This window comes from Lactobacillus corticis, assembly GCF_018327645.1.
GTDB classification, from domain to species: domain Bacteria; phylum Bacillota; class Bacilli; order Lactobacillales; family Lactobacillaceae; genus Lactobacillus; species Lactobacillus corticis.
The window spans coordinates 156,042-178,446 of sequence record NZ_BMAY01000004.1 but is presented as its reverse complement, the minus strand read 5'-3'; the positions used below and the strand labels follow the sequence as shown (position 1 = coordinate 178,446).

18 protein-coding genes and 1 tRNA gene are annotated in these 22,405 nt (G+C 41.4%); 13 read left to right on the top strand and 6 right to left on the bottom strand.

From position 1 onward, the window contains the following. Window positions 1-15: 15 nt before the first annotated feature. Together KI210_RS04015 and KI210_RS04010 are read right to left on the bottom strand one after the other, a co-directional pair. Complete coding sequence (locus KI210_RS04015) at window positions 16-792, bottom strand: hypothetical protein (RefSeq protein ID WP_212780605.1); 777 nt, start codon at window positions 790-792, stop codon at window positions 16-18. Window positions 793-837: 45 nt separating this feature from the next. Continuing rightward, complete coding sequence (locus tag KI210_RS04010) at window positions 838-1,608, bottom strand: lipoprotein (protein WP_212780604.1); 771 nt, start codon at window positions 1,606-1,608, stop codon at window positions 838-840. 147 nt (window positions 1,609-1,755) lie between these two features. Between KI210_RS04010 and KI210_RS04005 the strand changes: the two genes are divergently transcribed. From KI210_RS04005 to KI210_RS03975, 7 genes are all read left to right on the top strand, one after another. Further along, window positions 1,756-2,448, top strand: a complete 693-nt coding sequence (locus KI210_RS04005) for a 2,3-diphosphoglycerate-dependent phosphoglycerate mutase (protein WP_212780603.1) — start codon at window positions 1,756-1,758, stop codon at window positions 2,446-2,448. 290 nt (window positions 2,449-2,738) lie between these two features. Then, entirely contained in the window at window positions 2,739-3,293 is a 555-nt protein-coding gene (locus KI210_RS04000; protein WP_212780602.1) for an aldose epimerase family protein, read from the top strand. Window positions 3,294-3,394: 101 nt separating this feature from the next. Next, window positions 3,395-4,582 carry an LCP family protein gene (locus KI210_RS03995; protein ID WP_212780601.1) on the top strand — a complete coding sequence of 396 codons (1,188 nt, stop codon included), beginning with the start codon at window positions 3,395-3,397 and terminating at the stop codon, window positions 4,580-4,582. Further along, on the top strand, window positions 4,582-5,229 hold the full coding sequence (locus tag KI210_RS03990; RefSeq protein WP_212780600.1) for a glycerol-3-phosphate acyltransferase: 648 nt from the start codon (window positions 4,582-4,584) through the stop codon (window positions 5,227-5,229). The genes KI210_RS03995 and KI210_RS03990 overlap by 1 nt, the downstream gene beginning before the upstream one ends. Before the next feature lie 21 nt (window positions 5,230-5,250). Beyond that, window positions 5,251-8,244, top strand: coding sequence for an alkaline phosphatase family protein (locus KI210_RS03985; protein ID WP_212780599.1), 2,994 nt, complete (start codon window positions 5,251-5,253; stop codon window positions 8,242-8,244). Window positions 8,245-8,503: 259 nt separating this feature from the next. Beyond that, on the top strand, window positions 8,504-9,766 hold the full coding sequence (gene tyrS, locus KI210_RS03980) for a tyrosine--tRNA ligase (protein WP_212780598.1): 1,263 nt from the start codon (window positions 8,504-8,506) through the stop codon (window positions 9,764-9,766). A 26-nt stretch (window positions 9,767-9,792) separates the two neighbouring features. Then, window positions 9,793-9,865, top strand: a tRNA-Thr gene (locus tag KI210_RS03975). A 37-nt stretch (window positions 9,866-9,902) separates the two neighbouring features. Here the strand turns inward: KI210_RS03975 and KI210_RS03970 are convergent. From KI210_RS03970 to KI210_RS03955, 4 genes are all read right to left on the bottom strand, one after another. Beyond that, window positions 9,903-10,058 (bottom strand): hypothetical protein, encoded by a 156-nt coding sequence (locus tag KI210_RS03970; protein ID WP_212780597.1) that lies wholly within the window; start codon window positions 10,056-10,058, stop codon window positions 9,903-9,905. Window positions 10,059-10,109: 51 nt separating this feature from the next. Next, window positions 10,110-10,754, bottom strand: coding sequence for a DNA alkylation repair protein (locus KI210_RS03965; RefSeq protein ID WP_212780596.1), 645 nt, complete (start codon window positions 10,752-10,754; stop codon window positions 10,110-10,112). Between the two features lie 76 nt (window positions 10,755-10,830). Continuing rightward, on the bottom strand, window positions 10,831-12,477 hold the full coding sequence (locus KI210_RS03960; RefSeq protein ID WP_212780595.1) for a peptide ABC transporter substrate-binding protein: 1,647 nt from the start codon (window positions 12,475-12,477) through the stop codon (window positions 10,831-10,833). A gap of 255 nt (window positions 12,478-12,732) precedes the next feature. Beyond that, window positions 12,733-14,373, bottom strand: coding sequence for a peptide ABC transporter substrate-binding protein (locus tag KI210_RS03955; protein WP_212780594.1), 1,641 nt, complete (start codon window positions 14,371-14,373; stop codon window positions 12,733-12,735). Window positions 14,374-14,690: 317 nt separating this feature from the next. On the opposite strand from KI210_RS03955, the gene KI210_RS03950 reads away from it, so the two are divergent. From KI210_RS03950 to KI210_RS03925, 6 genes are all read left to right on the top strand, one after another. Next, window positions 14,691-15,347 carry an HD domain-containing protein gene (locus tag KI210_RS03950; protein WP_212780593.1) on the top strand — a complete coding sequence of 219 codons (657 nt, stop codon included), beginning with the start codon at window positions 14,691-14,693 and terminating at the stop codon, window positions 15,345-15,347. Window positions 15,348-15,528: 181 nt separating this feature from the next. Then, on the top strand, window positions 15,529-17,151 hold the full coding sequence (locus KI210_RS03945; protein WP_212780592.1) for a peptide ABC transporter substrate-binding protein: 1,623 nt from the start codon (window positions 15,529-15,531) through the stop codon (window positions 17,149-17,151). A gap of 66 nt (window positions 17,152-17,217) precedes the next feature. Further along, window positions 17,218-18,849: a peptide ABC transporter substrate-binding protein gene (locus KI210_RS03940; protein ID WP_212780591.1), complete on the top strand. Its 1,632-nt coding sequence runs from the start codon at window positions 17,218-17,220 to the stop codon at window positions 18,847-18,849. A 218-nt stretch (window positions 18,850-19,067) separates the two neighbouring features. Continuing rightward, the gene (gene guaB / locus KI210_RS03935) at window positions 19,068-20,210 is read left to right on the top strand and encodes an IMP dehydrogenase (protein ID WP_212780590.1); all 1,143 of its coding nucleotides are present in this window, start codon (window positions 19,068-19,070) and stop codon (window positions 20,208-20,210) included. Window positions 20,211-20,444: 234 nt separating this feature from the next. Further along, a complete protein-coding gene (opp3b, locus tag KI210_RS03930; protein WP_212780589.1) occupies window positions 20,445-21,374 on the top strand; it encodes an oligopeptide ABC transporter permease in 930 nt (309 codons plus the stop codon). 1 nt (window position 21,375) lies between these two features. Then, window positions 21,376-22,404, top strand: a complete 1,029-nt coding sequence (locus tag KI210_RS03925) for an ABC transporter permease (protein WP_212780588.1) — start codon at window positions 21,376-21,378, stop codon at window positions 22,402-22,404. The last annotated feature ends 1 nt before the right edge of the window (window position 22,405 follow it).

Here is a 22,405-nt window from a genome sequence, read left to right as displayed (position 1 = left end):
ATCTAGGGTCTTTTTTTATTTCTTGGTTTGTAAACTATCAGCGCTGCTGGCTTCAGTTGGCAGTTTTAAGAAGTTATGGGTATTGAAATTACCATGACTTTGGCCTAGACGCAGACTGTAGGTTTTTCCGATCTTTAGGTAAACAAAGTAGTTAAAGGTCACCAATTTGTTATTTTGGTAGACTAGTTTAACCTTCATGTTTTGATATTTAGCCCGTTTCATCATTTGCTTGATTGATTGTGCCTGCTTTTGACCAATGCTAATCGTGGTAACGATCGGACTAGCTGCTGCTTTTAAGAGCTCTGGATCCTTGATAGTTGCCTTTAACGTGTACTTATTGCCGTCACGCTTTAGATGATAGCTTTTGATTAGTTTTTTACTTGGTGCAGTCAATAAGCTGTTGGCCGTCAAAGCTCCTTGCAGTTCAGCATAATTGTGGCCAGTGACGGTTGTGGCGTTAGCTTTATACCATTTTTGATTGCCTTGCAGATAGATGGTGTTGGTCGAACTTATCCATGCATTGGTTGACTTGGTTTGATTATTGTTAACCAGTCTAGTTGATACATGAAAAATTTGTGGTGTGCCGCCATAGTAGCTGGTAGCAATTACTTGTTGGCTGCTGGTGTCAGTTGAAAGTTTTAACGATTGGATAACTTCGCCTGACTTATGACTTTTGGCAGCCTTTTTAACAATTTGACTTTTGCTGTAGACTTTTTCCTTGGGCTGCTGGCAACCGCTTAATAGCAGACAGCCTCCCGCGAGTATGGCTAGTGACCATTTTTTCCAGTGCATATAAACTCCTCCTAGCTATAAGTTAATTGTAACGCAAACTAATGTTTAATTGCTGGAGGAGAGATTAATTGCGTTTTGCGTAACCGTGCTTGGTACTTTTAGCTGTTTAAGGCGATTAATATCGGTCAAGGTCATTTTGAGCTGATAGTTTTTGCCATCTTCGCGATATTTAGCGCTAACCCGCATGCTTTCTGCTTGATAGTCGTGGCTGACTTTAAGCTGAACGGCAATATTTTGCATTTTGGCACTGTTCAAGTCGATGCCAATCATAGTAGTAATGGCGGAATTATTGATAACTTGCTTCCATAACTGGCTATTTTTCCCTTGATAAGTAAGCAAATACCCTGAGCCGTTTTTGGCAACTTTGAATAACTTGGCCGTCTGGGCGCTGAAGGATAACAAATTATTCATGTCTAAAGCGTCTAAAAACTCACTATAGGCGCTAGTCTTAGTTAATTTGGTCTTAAACCACTTGCTAGTATCCGTTCCTTGATCTTGAGAATAATTCGTCTTACCTGAAACCCACATCTTATAGTGGTTGCTGTCAGTGCTGAAGTTAGCGTAAACCACCAGGGGCTTTTTTTGATATTTGGCAGTGGCAGATTGGGTGGTAACTCCTGCGGAATTAGTTTGTTGCCATTGGGCACTTAAACTCTTGATGCTGGTTTTTTCAGCAGTACTTAGGATTTTTGTCGCTGAGGGCAGCTGGTCGGCTTTTTTCGTTGTTGACTTGTTATTGCTCTTGCTGCAAGCGGTGAGCACCAACATTAAACCGGCTAAGATAATTATTGCTTTGTTCCAATTAATACGTTTCATTGATGTACCTCTTTCTGCCCTATAAATTAGCAAAATCTAGGCATAAATACCAGTTATTAGTTGAAAAAATCCCTAAACCTACTAGGAATTTAGATTTTTAATGTGTAAAATGTAACTGAACTATTGAATTTTTAAAGGAGATATTTCATGGCTAAATTAGTATTAATCCGTCACGGTCAAAGTGAATGGAACCTGTCTAACCAATTTACTGGTTGGGTTGACGTTAACCTTTCAGAAAAAGGTGTTGAAGAAGCTAAGAAGGCTGGTCGTTTAATTAAGGAACACGGCTTGGAATTTGATCAAGCTTACACTTCATTGTTGACTCGTGCCATCAAGACTTTGCACTTTGCATTGGAAGAAAGCGGCCAACTTTGGATTCCAGAAACTAAGACTTGGAGACTTAACGAACGCCACTACGGTGCTTTGCAAGGCTTGAACAAGAAGGCTACTGCTGAAAAGTACGGTGACGAACAAGTTCACATTTGGCGTCGTTCATACGATGTTTTGCCACCAGCTATTGACGATGACAACGAATTCAGTCAAGCACATGACCGTCGTTATGCTAACCTTGACCCACACATCGTTCCTAAGGCAGAAAACTTGCACGTATGTCTTGACCGTGTAATGCCATTCTGGGAAGACCACATTGCTCCAGACCTTTTGGACGGCAAGAACGTTATTATCGCAGCTCACGGTAACTCACTTCGGGCTTTGACTAAGTACATCGAAAACATTTCTGATGAAGATATTATGAACTTGGAAATGAAGACTGGTGAACCAGTTGTTTACACTTTCGATGAACAATTGAACGTCGTTAACAAGGAAAAGCTTGACGACTAAGCAATAAACAAGAGCTTCAGTTAAACTGGAGCTTTTTGTTTGCCAAAAGGAACAAAAAAAGTCGCTACCCACACCAGGTAGCGGCCTTTTTTATCAACTTGTTCCAAAAATCTATCTTTACACTTCTAAATTTTCAAGAACGATTTTATTATATAATATAAGCAGCAAAAATGCCATCTCGTTTTAATTTTCTTAATAATCATTGATTGATAAAGCATTCATTATCTATACATTGGCTAACTTAGCAAAATAGTGTAATCTTAATTTGAATGATGGTGGGAGACGAATTTATGCAAACTATCGAAAACTCGCTTTTACATGCGGCTGTTGATGAGAATGGTGCACAGCTGCTCCATTTATCTGAAGTAAATGGAAAGTATGACTTTTTTGTACCAGGATCAGCCTTAAAAATTGTATTCCCAGAAAACGACCATGACTTGACAGGAATAAGTCAGTGGACGGTTGTTGATAAAGGGGATGCGCGGATGAGTCTGACTCTTTTGGATAATGAGGCAAGTCGGAAAATTTTTCCTTTTCATTTTGAATTAATTGTGACCTATGCGCTTGAAGGAGAGCAATTAACCGTTACTTTTTATGTGAAAAATCACTCTGACCAAGCAATGCCATTTTCTTTGCTGGTAAACTTGCCGCTTCCCCAAGAGGCTAAAGTCGAGCTTAATCCGCATAATGCAACGATCTCAGACCAGGCTTATGCGTTAAAGGCAGAAGCAAATGACTTTACGCTAGAGTTGCATGATGGTATTCAAGCTAGCTTTGGGTCAATTGACTTGGCTCCAGATATGAGCCAGCAATTGTCAATTTCTCTGATTTTGAAACAAAGTTAACGATTTTAATAAGATCCCTTGCTTGAGTCCGGGAAGCCAGGCGATATTTGCTATAATACATACATTGCAAAATTTACTGTGTGAACTATAGGTATTTATATATGAACAAACAGCAGAACTCAGGCCAAAGTCGCGTAGAAACTCACAGCGCTGACTATACCAAGAAACGTCATGTGTTTGCTTGGATATTGAGCGTTGTGGCGGTTTTTGCGGTGGCAGCCGGCCTTTATTCCGCCTATGTTTACTTCCAAGCTAAAAATGCCGTAGATAAGACCTACGACAGTAAAAACTCGGTTACTGTAAAGAAAGGCGAATTTAATGGGAAGCACTCTTTTGCAGTGCTTCTACTGGGGACTGATACTGGGGCTTTGGATCGAACGGAAAAAATGGGAAACACGGACACGATTATCGTTGCTGTGGTTAATCCCAAGAAAAAGCGGTACTCGTTAATCTCAATTCCGCGGGATACATTGGCACAAATGGTTGGTGCTAAAAGTTATACCATGGAAAAGATTAATGCCGCTTATTCAATTGGTGGAGCCAAAATGGCAATGAAGTCGGTATCAAAACTGATCAATGTGCCGATCAAGTATTATGCTTTGGTTAACATGGGCGGCTTGATGAAAATGATCCGTTATGTTGGCGGAATCAATATTAAGCCGTTGCTCAGTTTTGAATATTCTGGTTATGTCTTCAAGAAAGGCAAACTGACTCATATGGGTGGTGCTGGAGCTTTAGCCTATTCACGGATGCGCTATGAAGATCCAGAAGGCGACTATGGACGCCAAAAGCGTCAGCGTCAAGTAATTACGGCATTGGTTAAAAAGGCCGTATCGCTAAACTCATTGAGCAATTTATCTTCAATTTTGAAGACTGTCTCCAGTAATGTGAAGACTAATTTACCATTTAGTGCGCTGCAGTCGATTGTAGTGAATTATCGTTCATCTGCTGCGACTGAAAAAAGTGACTACCTGCATGGTTATAGCACGTATATTGATGAAGCTAGTTATCAGGTAATGGCAACTAAGGAATTGCAGCGAATTTCAAATTATGTGCGCAAGGAATTAGGTTTGCAGACTGAGACGATTAGCAATGCCGAGACTTACCAAAATAAGAAAAATATCGCCAATGGCTTCAAATTTGGTGCCAGTGAAGATCAAACTTATACGGTATACTCTAAAAATTCTACTAGCAGCCAAAGTTCTGAATCTAGCGACACCAGCAGTCGCTCGGACGAGGAGCAAAATGGCGGTGCCGGTGGAAACGGCGGAAGCGGAGGCGGACATTAATGTTTCGATTGGGAGCACTCTTAATCGGCTATATATGCGGTAATTTTGTAACAGCCTATTTTGTGACAGCCCATTTGCTGCACAGTGATCCGACAAAAGTAGGATCAGGCAATCCGGGAACTGCTAATGTTGGCGCAGTTTTCGGGAAAAAATATGGCACGTTAACGGCGGTTGGGGATTTAGCTAAGGCGGTGATCGCTTTAGCAATTACTTGGCTGCTATTTAAAAATCATCTGGCTTTAGCATACACGGGGCTTGGTCTGATGCTGGGACACTGTTTTCCCCTGTTTTACCACTTTAAAGGTGGCAAGGGCGTAGCTGTGTCGATCGCCTTGCTCTTGGTGTACGATGTCCGGATAGCAGTGGCAGTATTGTTGATTGCCTTAGTTATGACAGCGTTGATGCAAAATTTGACGATCCCGCCGTTAACGTTTATGCTTTTATTCAGTATCTTTGAATATCCGATTAAAGCTGAAGCAGGTTTAGTTTTCGGCTTAATCTTCCTCGTGATGCTGATCAGATTTTGGTCTGATGTGGTGGACTTCTTTGCCGGCCGCAGCAAACGGGTGGATATTTTAAAGACGATAAAGCGAAAACTTGGTATTTCCCATGAAGGGGATATTGGGTCAAGCGAGAAGAAAATATAGTTAAGGAACCAGATTAGTAAAATGAGTGAAAGTAATACTAAAGCACCAAAGCTGATTCAACGTATTTGTGTCTTGGCGGCTACGTTCCTCATGCTTGCGCAAATGTTTAAGATTGATGGGACGATGTACAAGAGTTCGATTACACCGCTCCGCTTCATGCCGTCAATTGCTCAAAGCGCCACCATTATTTTTATCATGATGGTCTTTGGGGCAGTTTACAGTCGACGCAAGGTGAAATTGACCGAGCCGTTCAAATTCTGGGTATTGGCAGAAGCAACGTTGATTCTGCTTTATCTAGCTTACTTTATTAAGTCACCAAGCAAGATTGTGATGTGGAAAGTCTTTGGGATGCTTTTCCCAATTACTACCAGTACATCAGCAGTTTTGGCTGGCTTAGTTTTTAGTATGATTGCTCAGCCGATTTTATATGATTGGCTGGAGAAGATTTCTAATAAACAAGCGTTGCTCGGTTTATCTTTAGCAACAATTGCGGGGTTTGCTTTATCGGCAGGGATGATGAATGTACGCTACTCCATCACGGGTGTGTACCTTATTCTATTCTTTGCCTGGGGAATGTTTTTGGCGCGGCTGCGCTTTACCAAAAAGCAATTAATTATTGCGACCATCATTGGGCTAATTGCATTAGCTGGGGCTTCGCTAGGTGTTCCTGCCTTTAATGCCGTTTATTGGTCACAATTGCTTAGTGGCCGGTCAGTCGGAGAATGGAACCGGACTTTCTTGTCCAATATTTCCTCTCCTGTGATGTTTTTAATCGCCGCTCCGGCCTTTATGCTGTTTCAAAAGGTAATCTTGAGCTTGCGTGGTCGCCAAATGCGCCACTTTATCCCAGTTATCATTTTGATGCAGGCACCAATTTCTAGCGGTTTCCAAAAGAGTTTCCGCTGGACTGGCAGTGCTCCTTTGAACAAGCTTATTCAAATCATCATTATGATGGTTGTGTGTGCTCTGCTTGATTGGGTATATGAACGTTATCTGTATCGTTTGAAGCCAGTTCGGAGAAGCTTGCAGTTCCTTGAACGGCAGGAAAGTCCGCTTAAAGCGCTGGAAGGTATTTGGAATAATCTGGTTCAGTGGGTTATTGCCAATCGAGTTAACCTGCTTACCTGGGTATGGTTCTACATTCTTAGTTTTGCTTCATTTGTCATTGAAGCAGACAATATGCGGATCCAAGTTAACACTGCAGAAACTATTAATGCGGTTGTCTTCTTACTGGGAACCAGATTCTTCGCGATCATCCTGACTACGATCTTCTTGGATGCGGCGTTTTCAATTATTTACTTTGTTACAACGCGTTACTGGACAAGCAACATCTTAGTTTCGGTTACGATCATCGGTTGGGCCATTGCCAATAAGATCAAGCTTAATTTGCGTGGTGAACCAATTTATCCAACGGAATTGAGTGAAATTGTCAACTGGAGAAGTTTGCTGTCAATGGTCGGCAACTCGGTGGTAATTTACGTCACCATTGCCTTAGTAGTGATCATTGCCTTGCTGCTTTTCTTAGAAATCAAAGTTCCAATCAAGAAGAAGGGCTCTTGGAAGCGACGCGGAATTTGGGCTTTATTGAGCTTGCTTTTGTTCATGACGCCATTACGGTTTAACCATGAAGGTGAATTTATTTACTACCTCAACCGTGGTTTTGACAACAAGCAAAGTTTTAGAAACCCTGAGCGTGATATTCAAATTAACGGGCCAGTGTTAAACTTCTTGAACTACATTGACTTGCAGATCATGCAGGCTCCGTCGAATTACTCCAAGAATTCTGTTGCAGCAATTGTTAAGAAGTATCAAAAGATAGCTGCTCAAATTAACAAGACGCGGAAGAATAATATTTCAGATCAAACAATCGTCTTTAATTTGAGTGAAAGTTTTGTTGATCCAGCGACATTCCCAACCATTAAGATTACTGGCAAGGATCCAATTCCATACATTCACTCATTGAAGGGTAAGACAACTTATGGGTCAATGTTGTCAGCCGGCTACGGCGGTGGTACGGCCAACATGGAATGGGAAACTTTAACCGGCTTCAACATGGGCTTGTTTAAGTCGACGCTGACGCCATATGTACAAGTTGTTCCTAAGTACAAGTACTACCCAACTATTGGGATGAACTTTAGCTACAAGTCAGCTGTCCACCCATATATTGGGACTTACTACTCAAGAATTGAAAACTATAACCGCTTTAAGTTTAATAAGTTTGAATACTTGGGTTCGAAGTATAAGATTATTGATCAGAAGAAGTTAGGCAAGTCGCCATATAATTCTGATTACACGGCCTACGCAAACGGATTGAAACAGATTAATAGTCGTTCTGGTGGCCAGTTCATTAACTTGATTTCGATTCAAAACCATATGCCATACAACAACTGGTATAAGGATAATGAATATGTCGGCAAAGTTAGTGGCGACCTGCTCAATTCGTCAGCTGAAAAACTGCAGATGGCTACTTACATTAAGGGTACGCAGTACACTGATAAGGCAGTTAAAGCCTTCATTAAGAAGATTGATAAGATCAAGAAGCCAATTACTTTAGTCTTCTACGGTGACCACTACCCATCAATTATTAGTCAAAGTTATACTTCTGAATACCCAGTCCAAATGCACTCAACTCGTTACTTCATTTACTCGAACAAGTACGCTAGAGAGCATGGGGCTAAGGCTAAGCTGACTAACAAGACTAGTTACGTAAGCAGCAGCGACTTTATTGCGATGATGCTTGAACAAACCAACAGTAAGGTAACGGCTTACCAAGCACTTTTGACCGAATTGCATGAAAAATTGCCGGCAATTACGATTAACTACTCAGGTGAATCCGGCTTTGAATTGATCAATCAAAAGGGTAAAGTAGTTGACCCTAAGACTTTGACCAATGAACAACAAGCTATTTTGAAGGATTACGAAACTATCCAATACGACATGACTGCCGGAAAGGGATATGGCATGACCTTCAAGAACTTCTACAAAGTAGGAAGCACTGATAGTACAACTAAATAATCGTCAATTAATAGTTGACTAAACTGCGTTTACCCGCTACTATTAACACATATAGTAGCGGGTAAATTCAGCGTTCAGAGAACTAGCGGTTGGTGTGAGCTAGACAGGTTTACCTTAGCGAAGTACAACGACGGGGTTGTTCCCATAACAACTATTAAGAGGCGCCAATAGGCGTGAACGTGGGTGGTACCACGGCTAAGGAAGTAAATTAGTCGTCCCTGGATTTTAATCCAGGGACGTTTTTTATTGGAGGCATTTTATGGCAAATTTTGATATTATCGAAGACTTAAAATGGCGTGGCGCGATTAATCAGGAAACTGATGAAGAAGGTTTGCGCAAGTACTTAGCTGAACATGATGATTTGGCTTTATACTGTGGGACTGACCCAACAGGTGACTCATTGCATATTGGCCACTTGATTCCATTTATGATCCTAAAGAGATTCCAATTAGCTGGCTACAAGCCAGTCATTGTCATCGGTGGTGGAACTGGGGCAATCGGTGACCCATCTGGTCGTTCTACCGAACGGGTTTTGCAAACCGAAGAACAATTACACAAGAATGAAGCAGCCTTAACTGCACAAATGAAGAAGCTATTTGGTACTGAAAACTTCCAAATTGTTAACAATGCTGAGTGGTTAGGCAAGTTAAGCTTATTAGATTTCTTGCGTGATTACGGCAAATTGTTCCAAGTTAACAACATGCTCAACAAGGAAGTCGTTGCCAGCCGACTGGAAAACGGAATTTCCTTTACGGAATTTTCATACCAAATTTTACAGTCAATCGACTTTTACATTTTGAACCGTGATTATGGCGTGCAAATGCAAATTGGTGGCGCTGATCAATGGGGCAACATTACTGCCGGGATTGATTTGATTCATAAACTGCAAGGTCCTGATCGGCAAGCCTTTGGCTTAACGATTCCGTTAATGTTGAAGTCCGATGGTACTAAGTTTGGTAAATCCGCTGGTGGTGCTGTTTGGCTTGATCCTAAGAAGACCAGTCCTTACGAATTTTACCAATTCTGGATTAACCAAGATGACCGCGACGTTGTTAAGTATTTGAAGTACTTCACTTTCTTGAGTCATGAAGAAATTGATGCCTTAGCAGAATCAGTTAAAAAGGAACCATGGAAGCGCCTAGCACAAAAGACCTTGGCCGAAGAAGTAACTAAATTCGTTCATGGTGAAGCCGGTTTGAAAGAGGCACAGATGGTTACTGATGCTTTGTTTAAAGGCAATGTCAAAGAATTGACCGTTGATCAAATTGAAGTCGGCCTGAAGAATGCTCCAAGTGCTGAGGCAAGCAATGAAAAACAAAATATCATTGATTTCTTGGTAAATACTGGCATCGAATCATCTAAACGACAAGCTCGTGAGGATGTGCATAATGGTGCGATCTACGTTAATGGCGACCGCCAACAGGATGTTGACTTTGAAATTGATCCAGCAGCTGACTTCGATGGCAAGTTTGTGATCATCAGGAAAGGTAAGAAGAAGTACACCTTAGTACGAATTAAATAAAAATAAGCCCCGAAGGGGGCTTTCATGCCGTTTTAGCTCAGGAGGTAGAGCACCGCCGTGGTAAGGAGGAGGTCCCCAGTTCAAATCTGGGAAACGGCTTAACTAAAAACGCAAGAGCCGAAGCTCTTGCGTTTTGTTATTTAAGAATCGGTAGGTTAATCTTGATATGTTTACCAGATTTTCCAGTCACGACTGCACTTAACAAGGCATCTCGATTAGCCTTGGTTTCTAAACTGTAGCCGGTTGTCTGGTCTTCACCATTCCGACTGTTGACAATGATGTTTGCAATCATGATGATCACCTCATTCTCTATGAAGTAATTATAGCCAGATAATGAAAGGCATTACAAGTATTTTGAACCTTCACGAACTGATAATGGTGATAATTGTGAATGAGTTTGGATAAAGTTCTTAACCCATTGGGGGTTGGTTTTGGAATAGTCTCTGAGAGCCCAGCCGATTGCCTTATTGATAAAGAATTCATCATCCGGAAGATTGTTTTCAAGAATAGTTTTTAAAAGCTGGGTATCAGTTTTTTCTTTCAATAAGAGCTGAAAATCAATTGCGCACCGGCGTAACCAAAAGTTATCAGCCTGGCTCCAAGCTAACATTTCCTGGGAAATTTCTGGAGGATACTGCAAATAAAGGGTAGTTATTAGCTTGGCAAGATTATCTACGGTATCCCACCATGATTTGTTTAAAACTAATTTTTTGATTTTACTTAAATCGGCTAACGTAAGCCGTTTCTTTAGGCGCAATAGATAATCACAGGCAGCGTACTGATATTCTCGTTCATCTGCCTGCCAGCATTGCTTGACAAAGTCCCAATCCAATTCCTTTTGGCCCTTAAATAAGGGATTAGTAATTTTTCTTCGCTGCGGCGTCTTAATTCCCAAGAATGAAAAGCGGTTTTTCATATATTTAGCCATAGGCAGGGCATCAGGAGAGCGGTGTGCTTCAAATTGCTGTTTTAATTGTTGAAAATCCATGTCTTGCTCCTTTATACCTAATAATTATAAGGGATTTCTGAACATGAAAAAACTGCAGCCATGCTGCAGTTTTTGGTTATTTGAAGTATGCGTACTTGTAGCTCCATTGCGTTCCCGCAGTGTTATGGATGACTCCCCGCAGTTTGCTATTTTGCAGGTAAGCAAATGATTGTTGGTAAATCGGCAAACCACCTACGTCTTGCATGTAGATCTTTTCAGCAGCCAGCATATCCTTCCAGCGTGCTTTAGGGTTGTTCGCATCTTGGTTTTCGGCCTTCTTAACCAAGGCATCATATTCCTTGTTGGACCAACCGCCGTAGTTGTAAGAAGTTCCGCTCACTTTAGTTTGCAAGAACGAAATTGGGTCGTTAAAGTCGGCTCCCCAGTGTCCTAAGTAAATATCAAAGTCGCCATTCTTAGCTCTTGAGGTTGCGACGGTACTAGGCACATTGGCAATCTTAATTGAGATTCCTGGCAATACCTTGGTCCATTGTGATTGGTAGTATTGCGTTAATGGATCGCTGTGACCTTGAGAGTTATCAGCAAGGACAGTAAAGGTTAATTTATTAGCGCCGATTTCTTTGAGGCCTTTCTTCCAAAGCTGTTTAGCCTTCTTTTCATTGTAGGCCATTACTTCGCTGCCGTATTCTTCATCGGCAAAATCTTTACCATTAATTGGACTGCTTGCTAAGTCTGAAGCTACAAATCCCTTAGGAACTGAAGATCCATCGCCTAAGATCTTATTGGCAACAGTCTTGCGGTCTAAGGCCAGTGACAGAGCTAGGCGGATATTGCGGTTATTAAAGGCTTTTTTGTTAGTGGCATTAGTGTCATTGTAGTTAAAAGCCAGGTAGTTTACCAAGGAGTATGGGTAAACCTTGTAGTCGCTGCGTGACTTTAAGTTCTTAACTTGTTCACTATCAAGGTTAACTAAGTCAAGTTTCTTTTGGTAGTACATGTTAAGACCAGTCGAGTAGGTTTTAACTACTTGGTAGTTAATCCGCTTTAATTTGACAACTTTCTTGTCCCAATAATTATTGTTCTTTACAAACGACCAAGTATCGCCAGTGCCGTTCCAACCGGTAATCTTAAATGGACCAGAGTAGACCATGTACTTAGAGTTAGTAGCGTATTTTTTACCATACTTTTTGACTACTTTTTCGTTCTGTGGCCCAAAAAGTGGGTAGGCCATCAGCACTTTAAAGTAACTGATTGGCTTGTTAAGGGTAATGACTACTTTGCGTTTCCCTTCAGCCTTAATTCCTAACTTGCTAGGACTCATTTTTCCTGCTGAAATCTTGGACGCATTCTTTACGCCATCAAAAAGGTATGAGTATGGTGAAAGAGTTTTAGGAGTCAATGAACGACGCCAGGAGTATACAAAATCGGCAGCAGTAATTGGATCACCGTTTGACCACTTCAGATTTTTGCGTAGGGTAAATGTCCACGTTTTGCCGTCTTTTGATACTTGACTACTTTGGGCTAAACCAGGAGCAGGCTTACCGTTTTTACCAAGACGATAAAAGCTTTCAAAGACGTTCCCAGTTTGACCAAAGCCAGTTGCTTTGGAAATATCAATCGTATCTAAAGTTGCCTGTGCCGACAAATTTAGAGTTGATTTTGAAGTTCCTTCTGCTGAACTGCTGTTATTGCTTCCGCAAGCTGCTAAGGTCAGTGCGACAACTGAGACAACTGCGGTCAGCAAGAACTTTCGATGTTTCATAAAATAAATCCTCCGAGAATACACAATCAAACAAAAAGGCCCAGTACCCGCATAGTACTAGACCCTTTCTTTTGGCGATAATTGCTAAAATTAGAAAATCAGACTAGCAGGTAGCTCAAATAAGATGTTGCATTGACAACATTGAGTTTTAACTTGAACTTCTGCCATGATCTGATCTCCTTTCTTCTCACTTACAAATAGCATTCTATCTAAGTGGGTTACATCCGTCAACAGTTTTGACTTACTTTTTGTAAACTATTTAAAATAAGCATATTTATAATTCCATTGTGTTCCAGCTGTGTTGTGAATAATGCCATGCAAATTCTTATTTTGAAGGTAGGAATAAGAAAGCTGATAAAGTGGAATACCACCTAAGTCGTGAAGATATATTTTTTCGGCTTGTAGCATGTCTTTCCACCGTTTGACAGGGTTATTAGCATCGCCGTTTTCAGCTTGCTGGATTAACTGATCATATTTTTTGTTTGACCAGTGTCCTCGGTTAAAGGAAGGGCTATTGCTGATTTTGGTTTGTAGGAAAGAAATTGGATCATTAAAATCAGCTCCCCATCCGGCAATATAGAGGTCAAAGTTACCTTTAGTTGTTCGATCAGATTGAACTGAGCTAGGTATGTTGTTGATATTTATCTTCAAATTCGGTAATACTTTCATCCACTGAGATTGCAAGTATTGTGTTACAGCGTTGTTTTGTTCATTTGAGTTATCTGACATAAGGTTAAAGGTTAGCGAACTGGTACCAATTTCTTTTAATCCTTTAGTCCAATATTTTCGGGCCATTTTTGCATTATAGTTTAATACAGCTTTACCATACTGCTCCTTGCCAAAATCCTTGCCGTTTCTTGGGTCGTATGCAAGGTCAGTTGCGACGAAACCAGTAGCAGGTTTAGAGCCATCACTAAGGATTTTCTTGGCAATTGTTTCTCGGTCGATCGCCAGTGAAAGAGCTAGGCGAATATTGCGGTTATTAAAAGCTTTTCTTTTCAATGGATTTTTATCACGGAAATTGACTACCAGATAATTGACTAAAGAATATGGGTATACTTTGAAGTCACTGCGTGTTTTTAAATTCTTTACTTGAGAACTGTCCAAATTAACTAGATCCAATTTCTTTTGGTAGTACAAATTGAGTCCAGTTGAGTAAGTTTTAACTACTTGATAATTGATACGCTTTAGTTTTACAACTTTTTTATCCCAATAGTAATTATTTTTTACGAAAGACCAAGTGTCTCCGGTTCCATTCCAATTTGTAGCTTTAAAAGGTCCAGAATAAACTGTATATTTTGATTTTGTAGCATATTTTTTGCCATACTTTTTAGCGATCCGTTCGTTTTGAGGCCCAAAAAGTGGGTAGGCCATCAGCACTTTAAAGTAACTAATAGGCTTGTTTAAAGTAATGACGATTTTTCTATTGGTGACAGCTTTAATTCCAAGTTTATTAGGGTTCATTTTCCCCTCTGAAATAGCATTGGCATTTTTTACGCCACTAAAGAGATATGAGTACGGGGACATAGTTTTTGGCGTCAGTGATCTCCGCCAAGAATAGACAAAATCTTTAGCAGTCAGTGGGTCACCATTTGACCACTTTAAATTTTTTCGTAAAATAAAAGTCCAAGTTTTTCCGTCTTTAGAGACGGAACCGCTTTTGGCTAGGCCTGCGGTTGGTGAACCATTTTTGCCCAGTCGGTAGAAGCTTTCGTAAATATTCCCAGTTTGGCCAAAGCCGGTTGCTTTAGAAATATCGATGGTATCTAAAGCAGTCTGACTGCTTAAGTTCAGAGTCGTTTTATTAACTTCTTGGCTGCTTGATGAATTAGAGCAAGCAGATAAAGCCAGACCAATAAGCGGTATTAGGCCGAGTGCTATTTTTCGATGCTTCATAATTTTTCCTCCAAAAACACAAAAAAGGACCAGCTGCCGCACGGCAACTGGTCCCACACCTGACTATATAGTTAATAGCGTCCAAGGGATGGTTTTGCTGGCAGCTCAAATAGCATGTTGCATAATTGACAACATGCACAACAAGCTTGGTTTTGAGCTAACCAGTTGATCATCTTTTTTCTCCCTTCGTCGCTTGATAATTCACTAACGAATTGTAACCGTGAAAATAAAATTAGTCAATAATATTTTTTCCGTTTTTCATGACCTGAATCTTGTACAATGGATTTAATAGTTTGTAAGAAGGTGCAGGTTTATACATGAAACGGGAACTAATTATTGCTTTTGTGCAAAAAGAATTGGCTAATGAACGGACAGGGCATGATTTTTACCATGGCGAACGCGTTGCAAATTTGGGCTTAAAGCTATTGCTGCATGATCACCCTGATGCTAGTCAACTTACGCAAGACATAGTTTTTGCTGCGGGGCTAGTGCACGACACGATTGACGAAAAAGTTTGTGCGGATCCAGCGGGAGAACTTGAAAAGGTTAAAAAGATGTTGGAAGATGCCGAGCTTGCTGCGGAAGGACGAGAAGAAGTAGAGTTTACGATTACTCATATGTCATTTTCGAAGAATCTTGGTCATCACTATCAGCTCCCCTTGGCAGGGCAATATGTTCAAGATGCCGATCGTTTAGAGTCTTTAGGAGCGATTGGGATTGCCCGGGCATTTACTTATGGTGGCAAACATGGGAATTTAATCTATGATCCCAAGATAAAACCGGTTAAGTTAACTGATCATGACCAATATCGCCAACACGAAGAAACTACAATTAATCATTTTTATGAAAAGCTTTTTCATTTAGCGGCCCTAATGAACACGCCAGCTGCCAAAGCAGAAGCTGAGGAGCGAACGGACTATATGAAAGAGTTTGTTGCCAGATTCATGGCCGAATGGCAGGGAAAAAAATTTTAAAAAAATTAAAAGTGACGTAAACGCCTTTATGTCAGGGCTTTACGTCACTTTTTTACTGCCTTGTAACCGGATAAAATGAAAAAATTAATGGATAGCACTTGACCTTTCTCAGTATTGTTAATATAATTATAAACAACTTAAGAAGTTGGAGAACTTCTCATAAATGAGAGGAAGGAAATAGATGAAATTTAAGAAAATTTTGGCTTTAGGAGGAACTTTGTTGGTTGCAGGCGCAGCTCTTTCAGCCTGTGGCAACAGCTCCAGCTCTAGCTCTAGCAGTACCAAACAAGTATTAAATTGGGAAGAAAGTGCTGAAATTCCAACCATGGACTTGTCCAAGGCTACGGACGTAGTTGCTTTCAACCAATTGAACAATGTTGGCGAAGGTCTTTATCGTTTAGGCAAAAACAGCAAGGTTGAAAATGCTATTGCAAAGTCTACTAAGGTTACAAATGGCGGCAAGACCTGGACATTTACATTAAGAAAGTCTAAATGGTCCGATGGATCTGCCTTGACTGCCAAGGATTTTGTCTATTCATGGCGGCGGACCGTTGATCCTAAGACAGCTTCGCAATATGCCTATTTGTTTGAAGGAATTCACAACGCTACTAAGATTTCGGCTGGCAAGGCTAAGGTTAGCTCGCTTGGTATTAAGGCTGTCGGCAAGTACAAGCTGGTAGTAACTTTGGATAAGCGGATTCCATACTTTAAACTTTTAATGGGCTTCCCATTGTTCTTCCCTCAATCACAAAAGGCAGTTGAAAAATACGGTTCTAAGTACGGTACCGCATCCAAGTACATGCTTTACAACGGACCATTCGTCCAAAAGGGCTGGACCGGTTCAAACTTGTCCTGGAAGTTGGTTAAGAACAAGAACTACTGGGATAAGAAGCACGTTAAGCTGACCACGATTAACTACAGCGTGCAAAAGACGCCATCAACAGCTTACAACTTGTACCAATCTAACAAGTTGGATGCAGTAGTTTTGGATGCCAACCAAACTAAAAACTTAAAGAACAACTCCGGCTTTACTACTCGTAATACTGCAAGTACTTTCTACCTGCAATACAACGAACGGAAGTCAGAGTTCAAGAATGCTAACTTGCGTAAAGCTATCTCCTTGGCAATTGACCGGACAGCTTTAGGCAATGCCTTAGGCGGTTCAAACAAAGCAGCTGATACAGTAACTGCAACTGGTTTGACCTACTTAAGCAATGGCAAGGACTACACGTCACTAGTCACTAACAAACAATACTCAGAAAAGAATGTTAAGGAAGCTAAGACCTTATTCAAGAAGGCATTGAAGGAATTAGGCAAGTCCAGCTTAAGCGTTTCAATCTTATCTGATGATACCGACGCTGGCCAAAAGACTACCGAAACTTTACAATCTCAACTTGAATCAGCGCTTCCAGGCCTGAAGGTTTCAGTAACTAATGTGCCATTCAAGACGCGGTTAAGCAGATCATCTTCTGGTAACTTTGATATCGTCGTATCAGGTTGGTCAGCTGACTTTGCCGACCCAATTTCCTTCCTCGACCTCTTCACTAGCTCAAACGCTGAAAACGATGGTAAGTGGAAGAACTCACAATATGACGCATTGATTGCTAAGTCTAAGTCAACCAGCAGCGACGCTGCTCGCTACAAGTACTTGGCACAAGCTGAATCAATCCTTTTGAAGGATCAAGGGATAACTCCTTTGTACCACAAGACCGAAGCATGGTTAGTACGTCCATCAGTTAAGGGCATCGTTTACAACGCTGCTGGTGCTAACTACGGTTTCAAGACTGCATATATTTCTAAGTAATTAACTGACTAGGAAAGGGCCACTGCCAGTGGTCCTTTTCTTTACTCTAAAAAAGGAGGAAAGATGATGAAGAAATTAAATAAACGATGGCTCGCGGTTATTCCAGCAGCTGCTGCCGGGCTGCTCCTAGCTGCCTGTGGGAATAGTTCAAGTTCTACCTCAAGCAAAAAGCAGACTTTAAACTGGATGGCAAGCACGGAAGTACAGACTTTGGATGTTTCTAAAGTAACTGACGCCACTAGTGTTGACCAATTGAACAACTCCTTGGAAGGCTTGTATCGCTTGGGCAATAATGCCAAAGTTGAAAATGCCTTGGCCACTTCCACAAAGGTTTCTAAGGATGGGAAGACTTGGGTCTTTACTTTAAGAAAAAATGCCAAGTGGTCAAATGGCGATCCCGTAACTGCTAAAGACTTCGTTTATTCTTGGCGGCGGACCGTTAACCCTAAGACTGCTTCAGAGTATGCGTACCTATTTGAGGGAATTAAGAACGCTGCGCAAATCACTGCTGGGAAAAAGCCTGTTTCTAGTTTAGGGATCAAAGCTGACGGCAAATATAAGCTGACGGTAACGTTAGATAAACGAATTCCATACTTTAAGTTGTTGATGGGCTTTGCCATCTTCTTCCCAGAAAATGAAAATGCTGTTAAGAAGTATGGCTCTAAGTACGGGACAGCCTCAAAGTACATGGTTTACAACGGACCATTCGTGCAAAAGGGCTGGACGGGCTCCAACTTATCATGGAAATTAGTTAAGAATAAGAACTACTGGGACAAGAAACATGTTAAGCTGGATACCATCAATTACAGCGTGCAAAAGACTCCGTCAACTAGTTTGAACCTTTACCAATCTAACAAGTTGGATGTAACTTTGCTTGATGCACAAGGCTCTAAGAACTATAAGGGCAAGAGCGGCTACGTAATTCGTAAGAAGGATGCTACTCAATATCTAGAACCTAACTTGAAAAAGGATGCCTTCTTTAAGAACGCTAAATTGCGCCAAGCCTTTTCAATGGCAATTAATCGTTCTGCTTTGTCAACTACTTTAGGTGGGGCCAACTTAGCAGCTCGCACGGTTTCACCAGAAGGTATTTCTAAGGTAAACGGTGAAGATTACACCACTTATGCAGCTACAAGTGCTACTAAGGCGGTCACTGCCTACAATCCAACCAAGGCTAAGAAGCTTTTCAAAGAAGCAATGAAAGAACTGGGCAAGTCCAAGTTAAGCCTTACTTTAGTCAGCTATGACGATGATGTGTCAAAGAAGGCTGCTGAATTTGTTCAAAGTCAACTAGAGTCAAACCTTAAGGGCGTGACTGTCACTGTTCAAAGCATTCCAAAGAAATCAGCCTTATCGCGGATGCAAAGCGGCAACTTCGATTTGGCCCTAACTGGCTGGTTTGCTGACTTCTCTGACCCAATCTCCTTCCTCGACCTCTTTACAACAAACAATTCATATAACTTTGGTCATTGGAGCAACACCAGTTATGACAAGTTAATTGCCCAAACCAAGACAGAAGCTAATACTGCTAAGCGTTATGCTTTGTTGAAACAAGCTGAAGACATCTTGGTAGAGCAAGAAGGCGTAATTCCGCTTTACCACGCTGATGAAGCCTGGCTGGTTAGAAGCGACGTTAAGGGCGTAGTCTTCAACGGTGCTGGTTCTAACTACAGCTTCAAAGACGCATATATTAAATAGCTAACACATATCCTAAATTTCATAAAATCTAATCCTAAACACAACACACAACATACAACACATCTTTGCAAAGTAACCATAATTTTTGCATTAGCAGGATCGTAAGCCTAATTGGGTTTGCGGTCCTGTTTCTTTTGGCTTGACGATTGTCTGAAAGGCTAGTAAAGTATAAATAATTCTACAATTAAACAGATTTTTTAGGAAAAGGAGACTATTCCATGTCAAACTGGGAAACAAAGTTCGCCAAAAAAGGCTTAACTTTTGATGATGTGTTGTTAATTCCGGCAGAAAGTCATGTATTGCCGAACGAAGTTGATTTAAGTACTAAGCTTGCAGATAACTTGCAATTACACATTCCGTTAATCAGTGCGGGCATGGACACGGTCACTGAAGGAGCTATGGCAATTGCAATGGCTTTGCAAGGTGGTTTGGGCGTAATTCATAAGAACATGTCAATCCAAGCCCAAGCCGGCGAAGTAAGCAATGTTAAGAGCGTAATTGTTCCTCGCAGCGCTGCCATGGCAGCAGTTGATGATCAAAATCGGTTGCTGACGGCAGCGGCAGTTGGTGTTACCAGCGATACTTTTGAAAGAGCTGAAGCTTTGTTGCAAGCTGGGGCTGATGCGATTGTTATTGATACTGCTCATGGTCATTCAGCAGGGGTTTTGCGCAAGATTAAGGAAATTCGCTCCCACTTCCCTAAGGCAACCTTAATTGCTGGTAACGTTGCTACTGGTGATGCTACTAGAGCCTTGTTTGATGCCGGGGTCGACGTTGTTAAGGTTGGAATTGGGCCTGGTTCAATTTGTACGACCAGAATTGTTGCGGGCGTTGGTGTTCCGCAAATTACTGCTATTTATGATGCTGCTAGTGCAGCTCGTGAATATGGCAAGCCAATTATTGCCGATGGTGGGATTAAGTATTCTGGCGACGTTGTTAAAGCCTTAGCAGCCGGCGGCAATGCCGTGATGCTGGGCTCAATGCTGTCAGGTACTACTGAAGCACCCGGAGATATTTTTGAAGATAATGGTACTAAATATAAGAGTTACCGGGGCATGGGCTCAGTTGGCGCAATGGCCCAGTCACATGGTTCCAGCGACCGTTACTTCCAAGGCGGCGTCAACGAAGCTAACAAGTTGGTTCCAGAAGGTGTCGAAGCTCGCGTACCTTATAAGGGTGATGTTAGTGACGTTATTTTCCAAATTGATGGTGGTTTACGTTCAGGGATGGGATATTGCGGTGCACCAGATATTCCAAGCTTGATCCAAAATGCGCAGTTTGTGCAAATTACTAATGCTGGTTTGCGTGAGTCACACCCACATGAAGTTCAAATCACTAAGGAAGCACCTAATTACAAATAAACCTGTAGAGGTTTAAGCAAAAGGCTGGGAGAAATCTCAGCTTTTTTTATGCATTGATCAAATTAAAAGTACCTCGCTCTGTAGTGATAAAAAGAAAAATGGTGTTGACCAATTAAGATAAATTGATGAAAAAACGTAGTGTTTTCTCATTAAATACTAGAAAATATCTCTAATTCTGCTATAATAATAAAAAGATTAAATTGTGTCGAACAAAATTAAAGAGGAGTGCTATATATGGCTAGATACCTTCTAAAACGGATTTTTTATATGATCCTAACTTTGCTGATCGTAGCCACGGTAACTTTCTTCCTAATGAAGATGATGCCGGGGTCGCCATATGCCAACGAAGAAAAGATGACAGCTCAGCAAATTAGAATCATGAACGAGCAATACGGCTTAAATAAGCCGATATGGGTCCAATACCTGATTTATATCGCAGGTGTTTTCCATGGTGACTTTGGGGTATCGTTCCAATACAGCAACCAACCAGTTTCAACTTTGATTGGCAGCCGGTTGGGTGCTTCAGTGCAATTAGGTCTGCAAGCCTTGATCCTGGGTGTTATCTTAGGCGTCATCATTGGTGCGATTGCCGCTATGAAGCAAGGGACTTGGGTTGACTCAACCGCAACGGTAATTTCAATTATCGGTAAATCAGTTCCTAACTTTGTCTTAGCAGTCCTGCTGCAATACTACATCGGCTTGAAATTAGGCTGGTTCCCAATTGCCGGCTGGGGTTCATTCTCCCAAACCATTTTGCCAACCTTGGCGCTATGTGTGGGGCCACTAGCTGAAACGGCTCGGTTTATTCGGACGAGCATGGTGGATACCTTATCCAGCGACTATATCGAACTTGGCCGTGCTAAAGGTTTGAGCCGGACAGAAGTAATTAGAAAGCACGCTCTGCGGAACTCAATGATTCCATTGGTAACTTTGATCGGGCCATATGCCGTAGCATTAATGACTGGATCAATGGTTATTGAAAACATCTTCAATATCCCTGGGATTGGTGAACAGTTTGTTAAGTCAATTTTGACTAACGACTATCCAACGATTATGGGGGTCACAATGGTTTACTCAATCGGCTTGGTTATCATCTTGCTGATAACTGATATTGTTTACAGCTTGATTGACCCGCGGATCAGATTAGCAGGAAGCGAGGACTAATATGGAAGACAACGCAAAGATTGATCCATCACTTTTCCAAATGGTGGAAGAGGATGAATCACGAGACCGTGAAAAGATTTCTGGGCCATCGCTTTCATTTGGTCAAAGCGTCTGGCTTCGCTTTAAGAAACGCAAGGCTGCGGTTATTTCCGCAATTATTATTATCTTGATGATCGTAGTTGCTTTTGGTTCAACCCCGATCATCAATAACTCAACGTTAGTAAAATCCCATCCCCAATATGCCAACCTGCCAGCCAAAATCCCTGGAATGGATGCAATTAATGGCTTAAACGGCAAGTTAAAGCAAGATGGAAAATGGGTTGATGTCTACAAACAAAACAATGTTCCAAGCAACAAGTATTTCTGGGCTGGGACAGACTATTTAGGTCGGTCGCTTGGTCAAAGAATTATCTATGGGACTAAGATCTCCTTGATTGTTGCTTTGGTTGCTGCCTTCTTTGACTTAACGATCGGAGTAGTTTACGGAATCGTATCGGGCTGGAAGGGCGGCATGGTCGATAACGTCATGCAGCGGATAATTGAAATTATCTCGTCAGTCCCTAACTTAGTTATCGTTGTTTTAATGCTGGTGGTTTTAAAGCCAGGGATTACTTCAATCATTTTAGCTATCGCCGTTTCATCTTGGACGACGATGGCGCGGCAGGTCAGAGCCGAGGTTTTGAGCCTGAAAAATGAAGAATATGTTTTGGCGTCTCGGGCTTTAGGCGAATCGCCGTTTAAGATCGCTTGGAAACACTTGATTCCTAACCTTTCAAGTATCATTATCATTCAGACGATGTACACGATCCCAACAGCCATCTTCTTCGAAGCCTTCCTGAGCTTCATCGGAATCGGGATCAGTGCTCCGGAAACTTCACTTGGGGTATTGCTGAATGAGGGTCAAAAGAACTTCCAATTCCTGCCATACCAAATGTGGTACCCAGCTATTGTATTGTGTATCTTAATGATTGCCTTTAACTTGTTAGGCGATGGTTTACGGGATGCATTTGACCCTAGAGGCGAAAGATAGG

Excerpts from the sequence above, each read along its gene's own strand:
- tyrS (WP_212780598.1), top strand. The coding sequence starts at position 8,504 with ATGGCAAATTTTGATATTATCGAAGACTTAAAATGGCGTGGCGCGATT.
- KI210_RS03955 (WP_212780594.1), bottom strand. The coding sequence starts at position 14,373 with ATGAAGCATCGAAAAATAGCACTCGGCCTAATACCGCTTATTGGTCTG.
- KI210_RS04015 (WP_212780605.1), bottom strand. The coding sequence starts at position 792 with ATGCACTGGAAAAAATGGTCACTAGCCATACTCGCGGGAGGCTGTCTG.
- KI210_RS03990 (WP_212780600.1), top strand. The coding sequence starts at position 4,582 with ATGTTTCGATTGGGAGCACTCTTAATCGGCTATATATGCGGTAATTTT.
- KI210_RS03925 (WP_212780588.1), top strand. The coding sequence starts at position 21,376 with ATGGAAGACAACGCAAAGATTGATCCATCACTTTTCCAAATGGTGGAA.
- KI210_RS03950 (WP_212780593.1), top strand. The coding sequence starts at position 14,691 with ATGAAACGGGAACTAATTATTGCTTTTGTGCAAAAAGAATTGGCTAAT.
- KI210_RS04005 (WP_212780603.1), top strand. The coding sequence starts at position 1,756 with ATGGCTAAATTAGTATTAATCCGTCACGGTCAAAGTGAATGGAACCTG.
- KI210_RS03970 (WP_212780597.1), bottom strand. The coding sequence starts at position 10,058 with ATGATTGCAAACATCATTGTCAACAGTCGGAATGGTGAAGACCAGACA.
- KI210_RS03940 (WP_212780591.1), top strand. The coding sequence starts at position 17,218 with ATGAAGAAATTAAATAAACGATGGCTCGCGGTTATTCCAGCAGCTGCT.
- opp3b (WP_212780589.1), top strand. The coding sequence starts at position 20,445 with ATGGCTAGATACCTTCTAAAACGGATTTTTTATATGATCCTAACTTTG.
- KI210_RS04000 (WP_212780602.1), top strand. The coding sequence starts at position 2,739 with ATGCAAACTATCGAAAACTCGCTTTTACATGCGGCTGTTGATGAGAAT.
- KI210_RS03960 (WP_212780595.1), bottom strand. The coding sequence starts at position 12,477 with ATGAAACATCGAAAGTTCTTGCTGACCGCAGTTGTCTCAGTTGTCGCA.
- KI210_RS03985 (WP_212780599.1), top strand. The coding sequence starts at position 5,251 with ATGAGTGAAAGTAATACTAAAGCACCAAAGCTGATTCAACGTATTTGT.
- KI210_RS03965 (WP_212780596.1), bottom strand. The coding sequence starts at position 10,754 with ATGGATTTTCAACAATTAAAACAGCAATTTGAAGCACACCGCTCTCCT.
- KI210_RS04010 (WP_212780604.1), bottom strand. The coding sequence starts at position 1,608 with ATGAAACGTATTAATTGGAACAAAGCAATAATTATCTTAGCCGGTTTA.
- guaB (WP_212780590.1), top strand. The coding sequence starts at position 19,068 with ATGTCAAACTGGGAAACAAAGTTCGCCAAAAAAGGCTTAACTTTTGAT.
- KI210_RS03945 (WP_212780592.1), top strand. The coding sequence starts at position 15,529 with ATGAAATTTAAGAAAATTTTGGCTTTAGGAGGAACTTTGTTGGTTGCA.
- KI210_RS03995 (WP_212780601.1), top strand. The coding sequence starts at position 3,395 with ATGAACAAACAGCAGAACTCAGGCCAAAGTCGCGTAGAAACTCACAGC.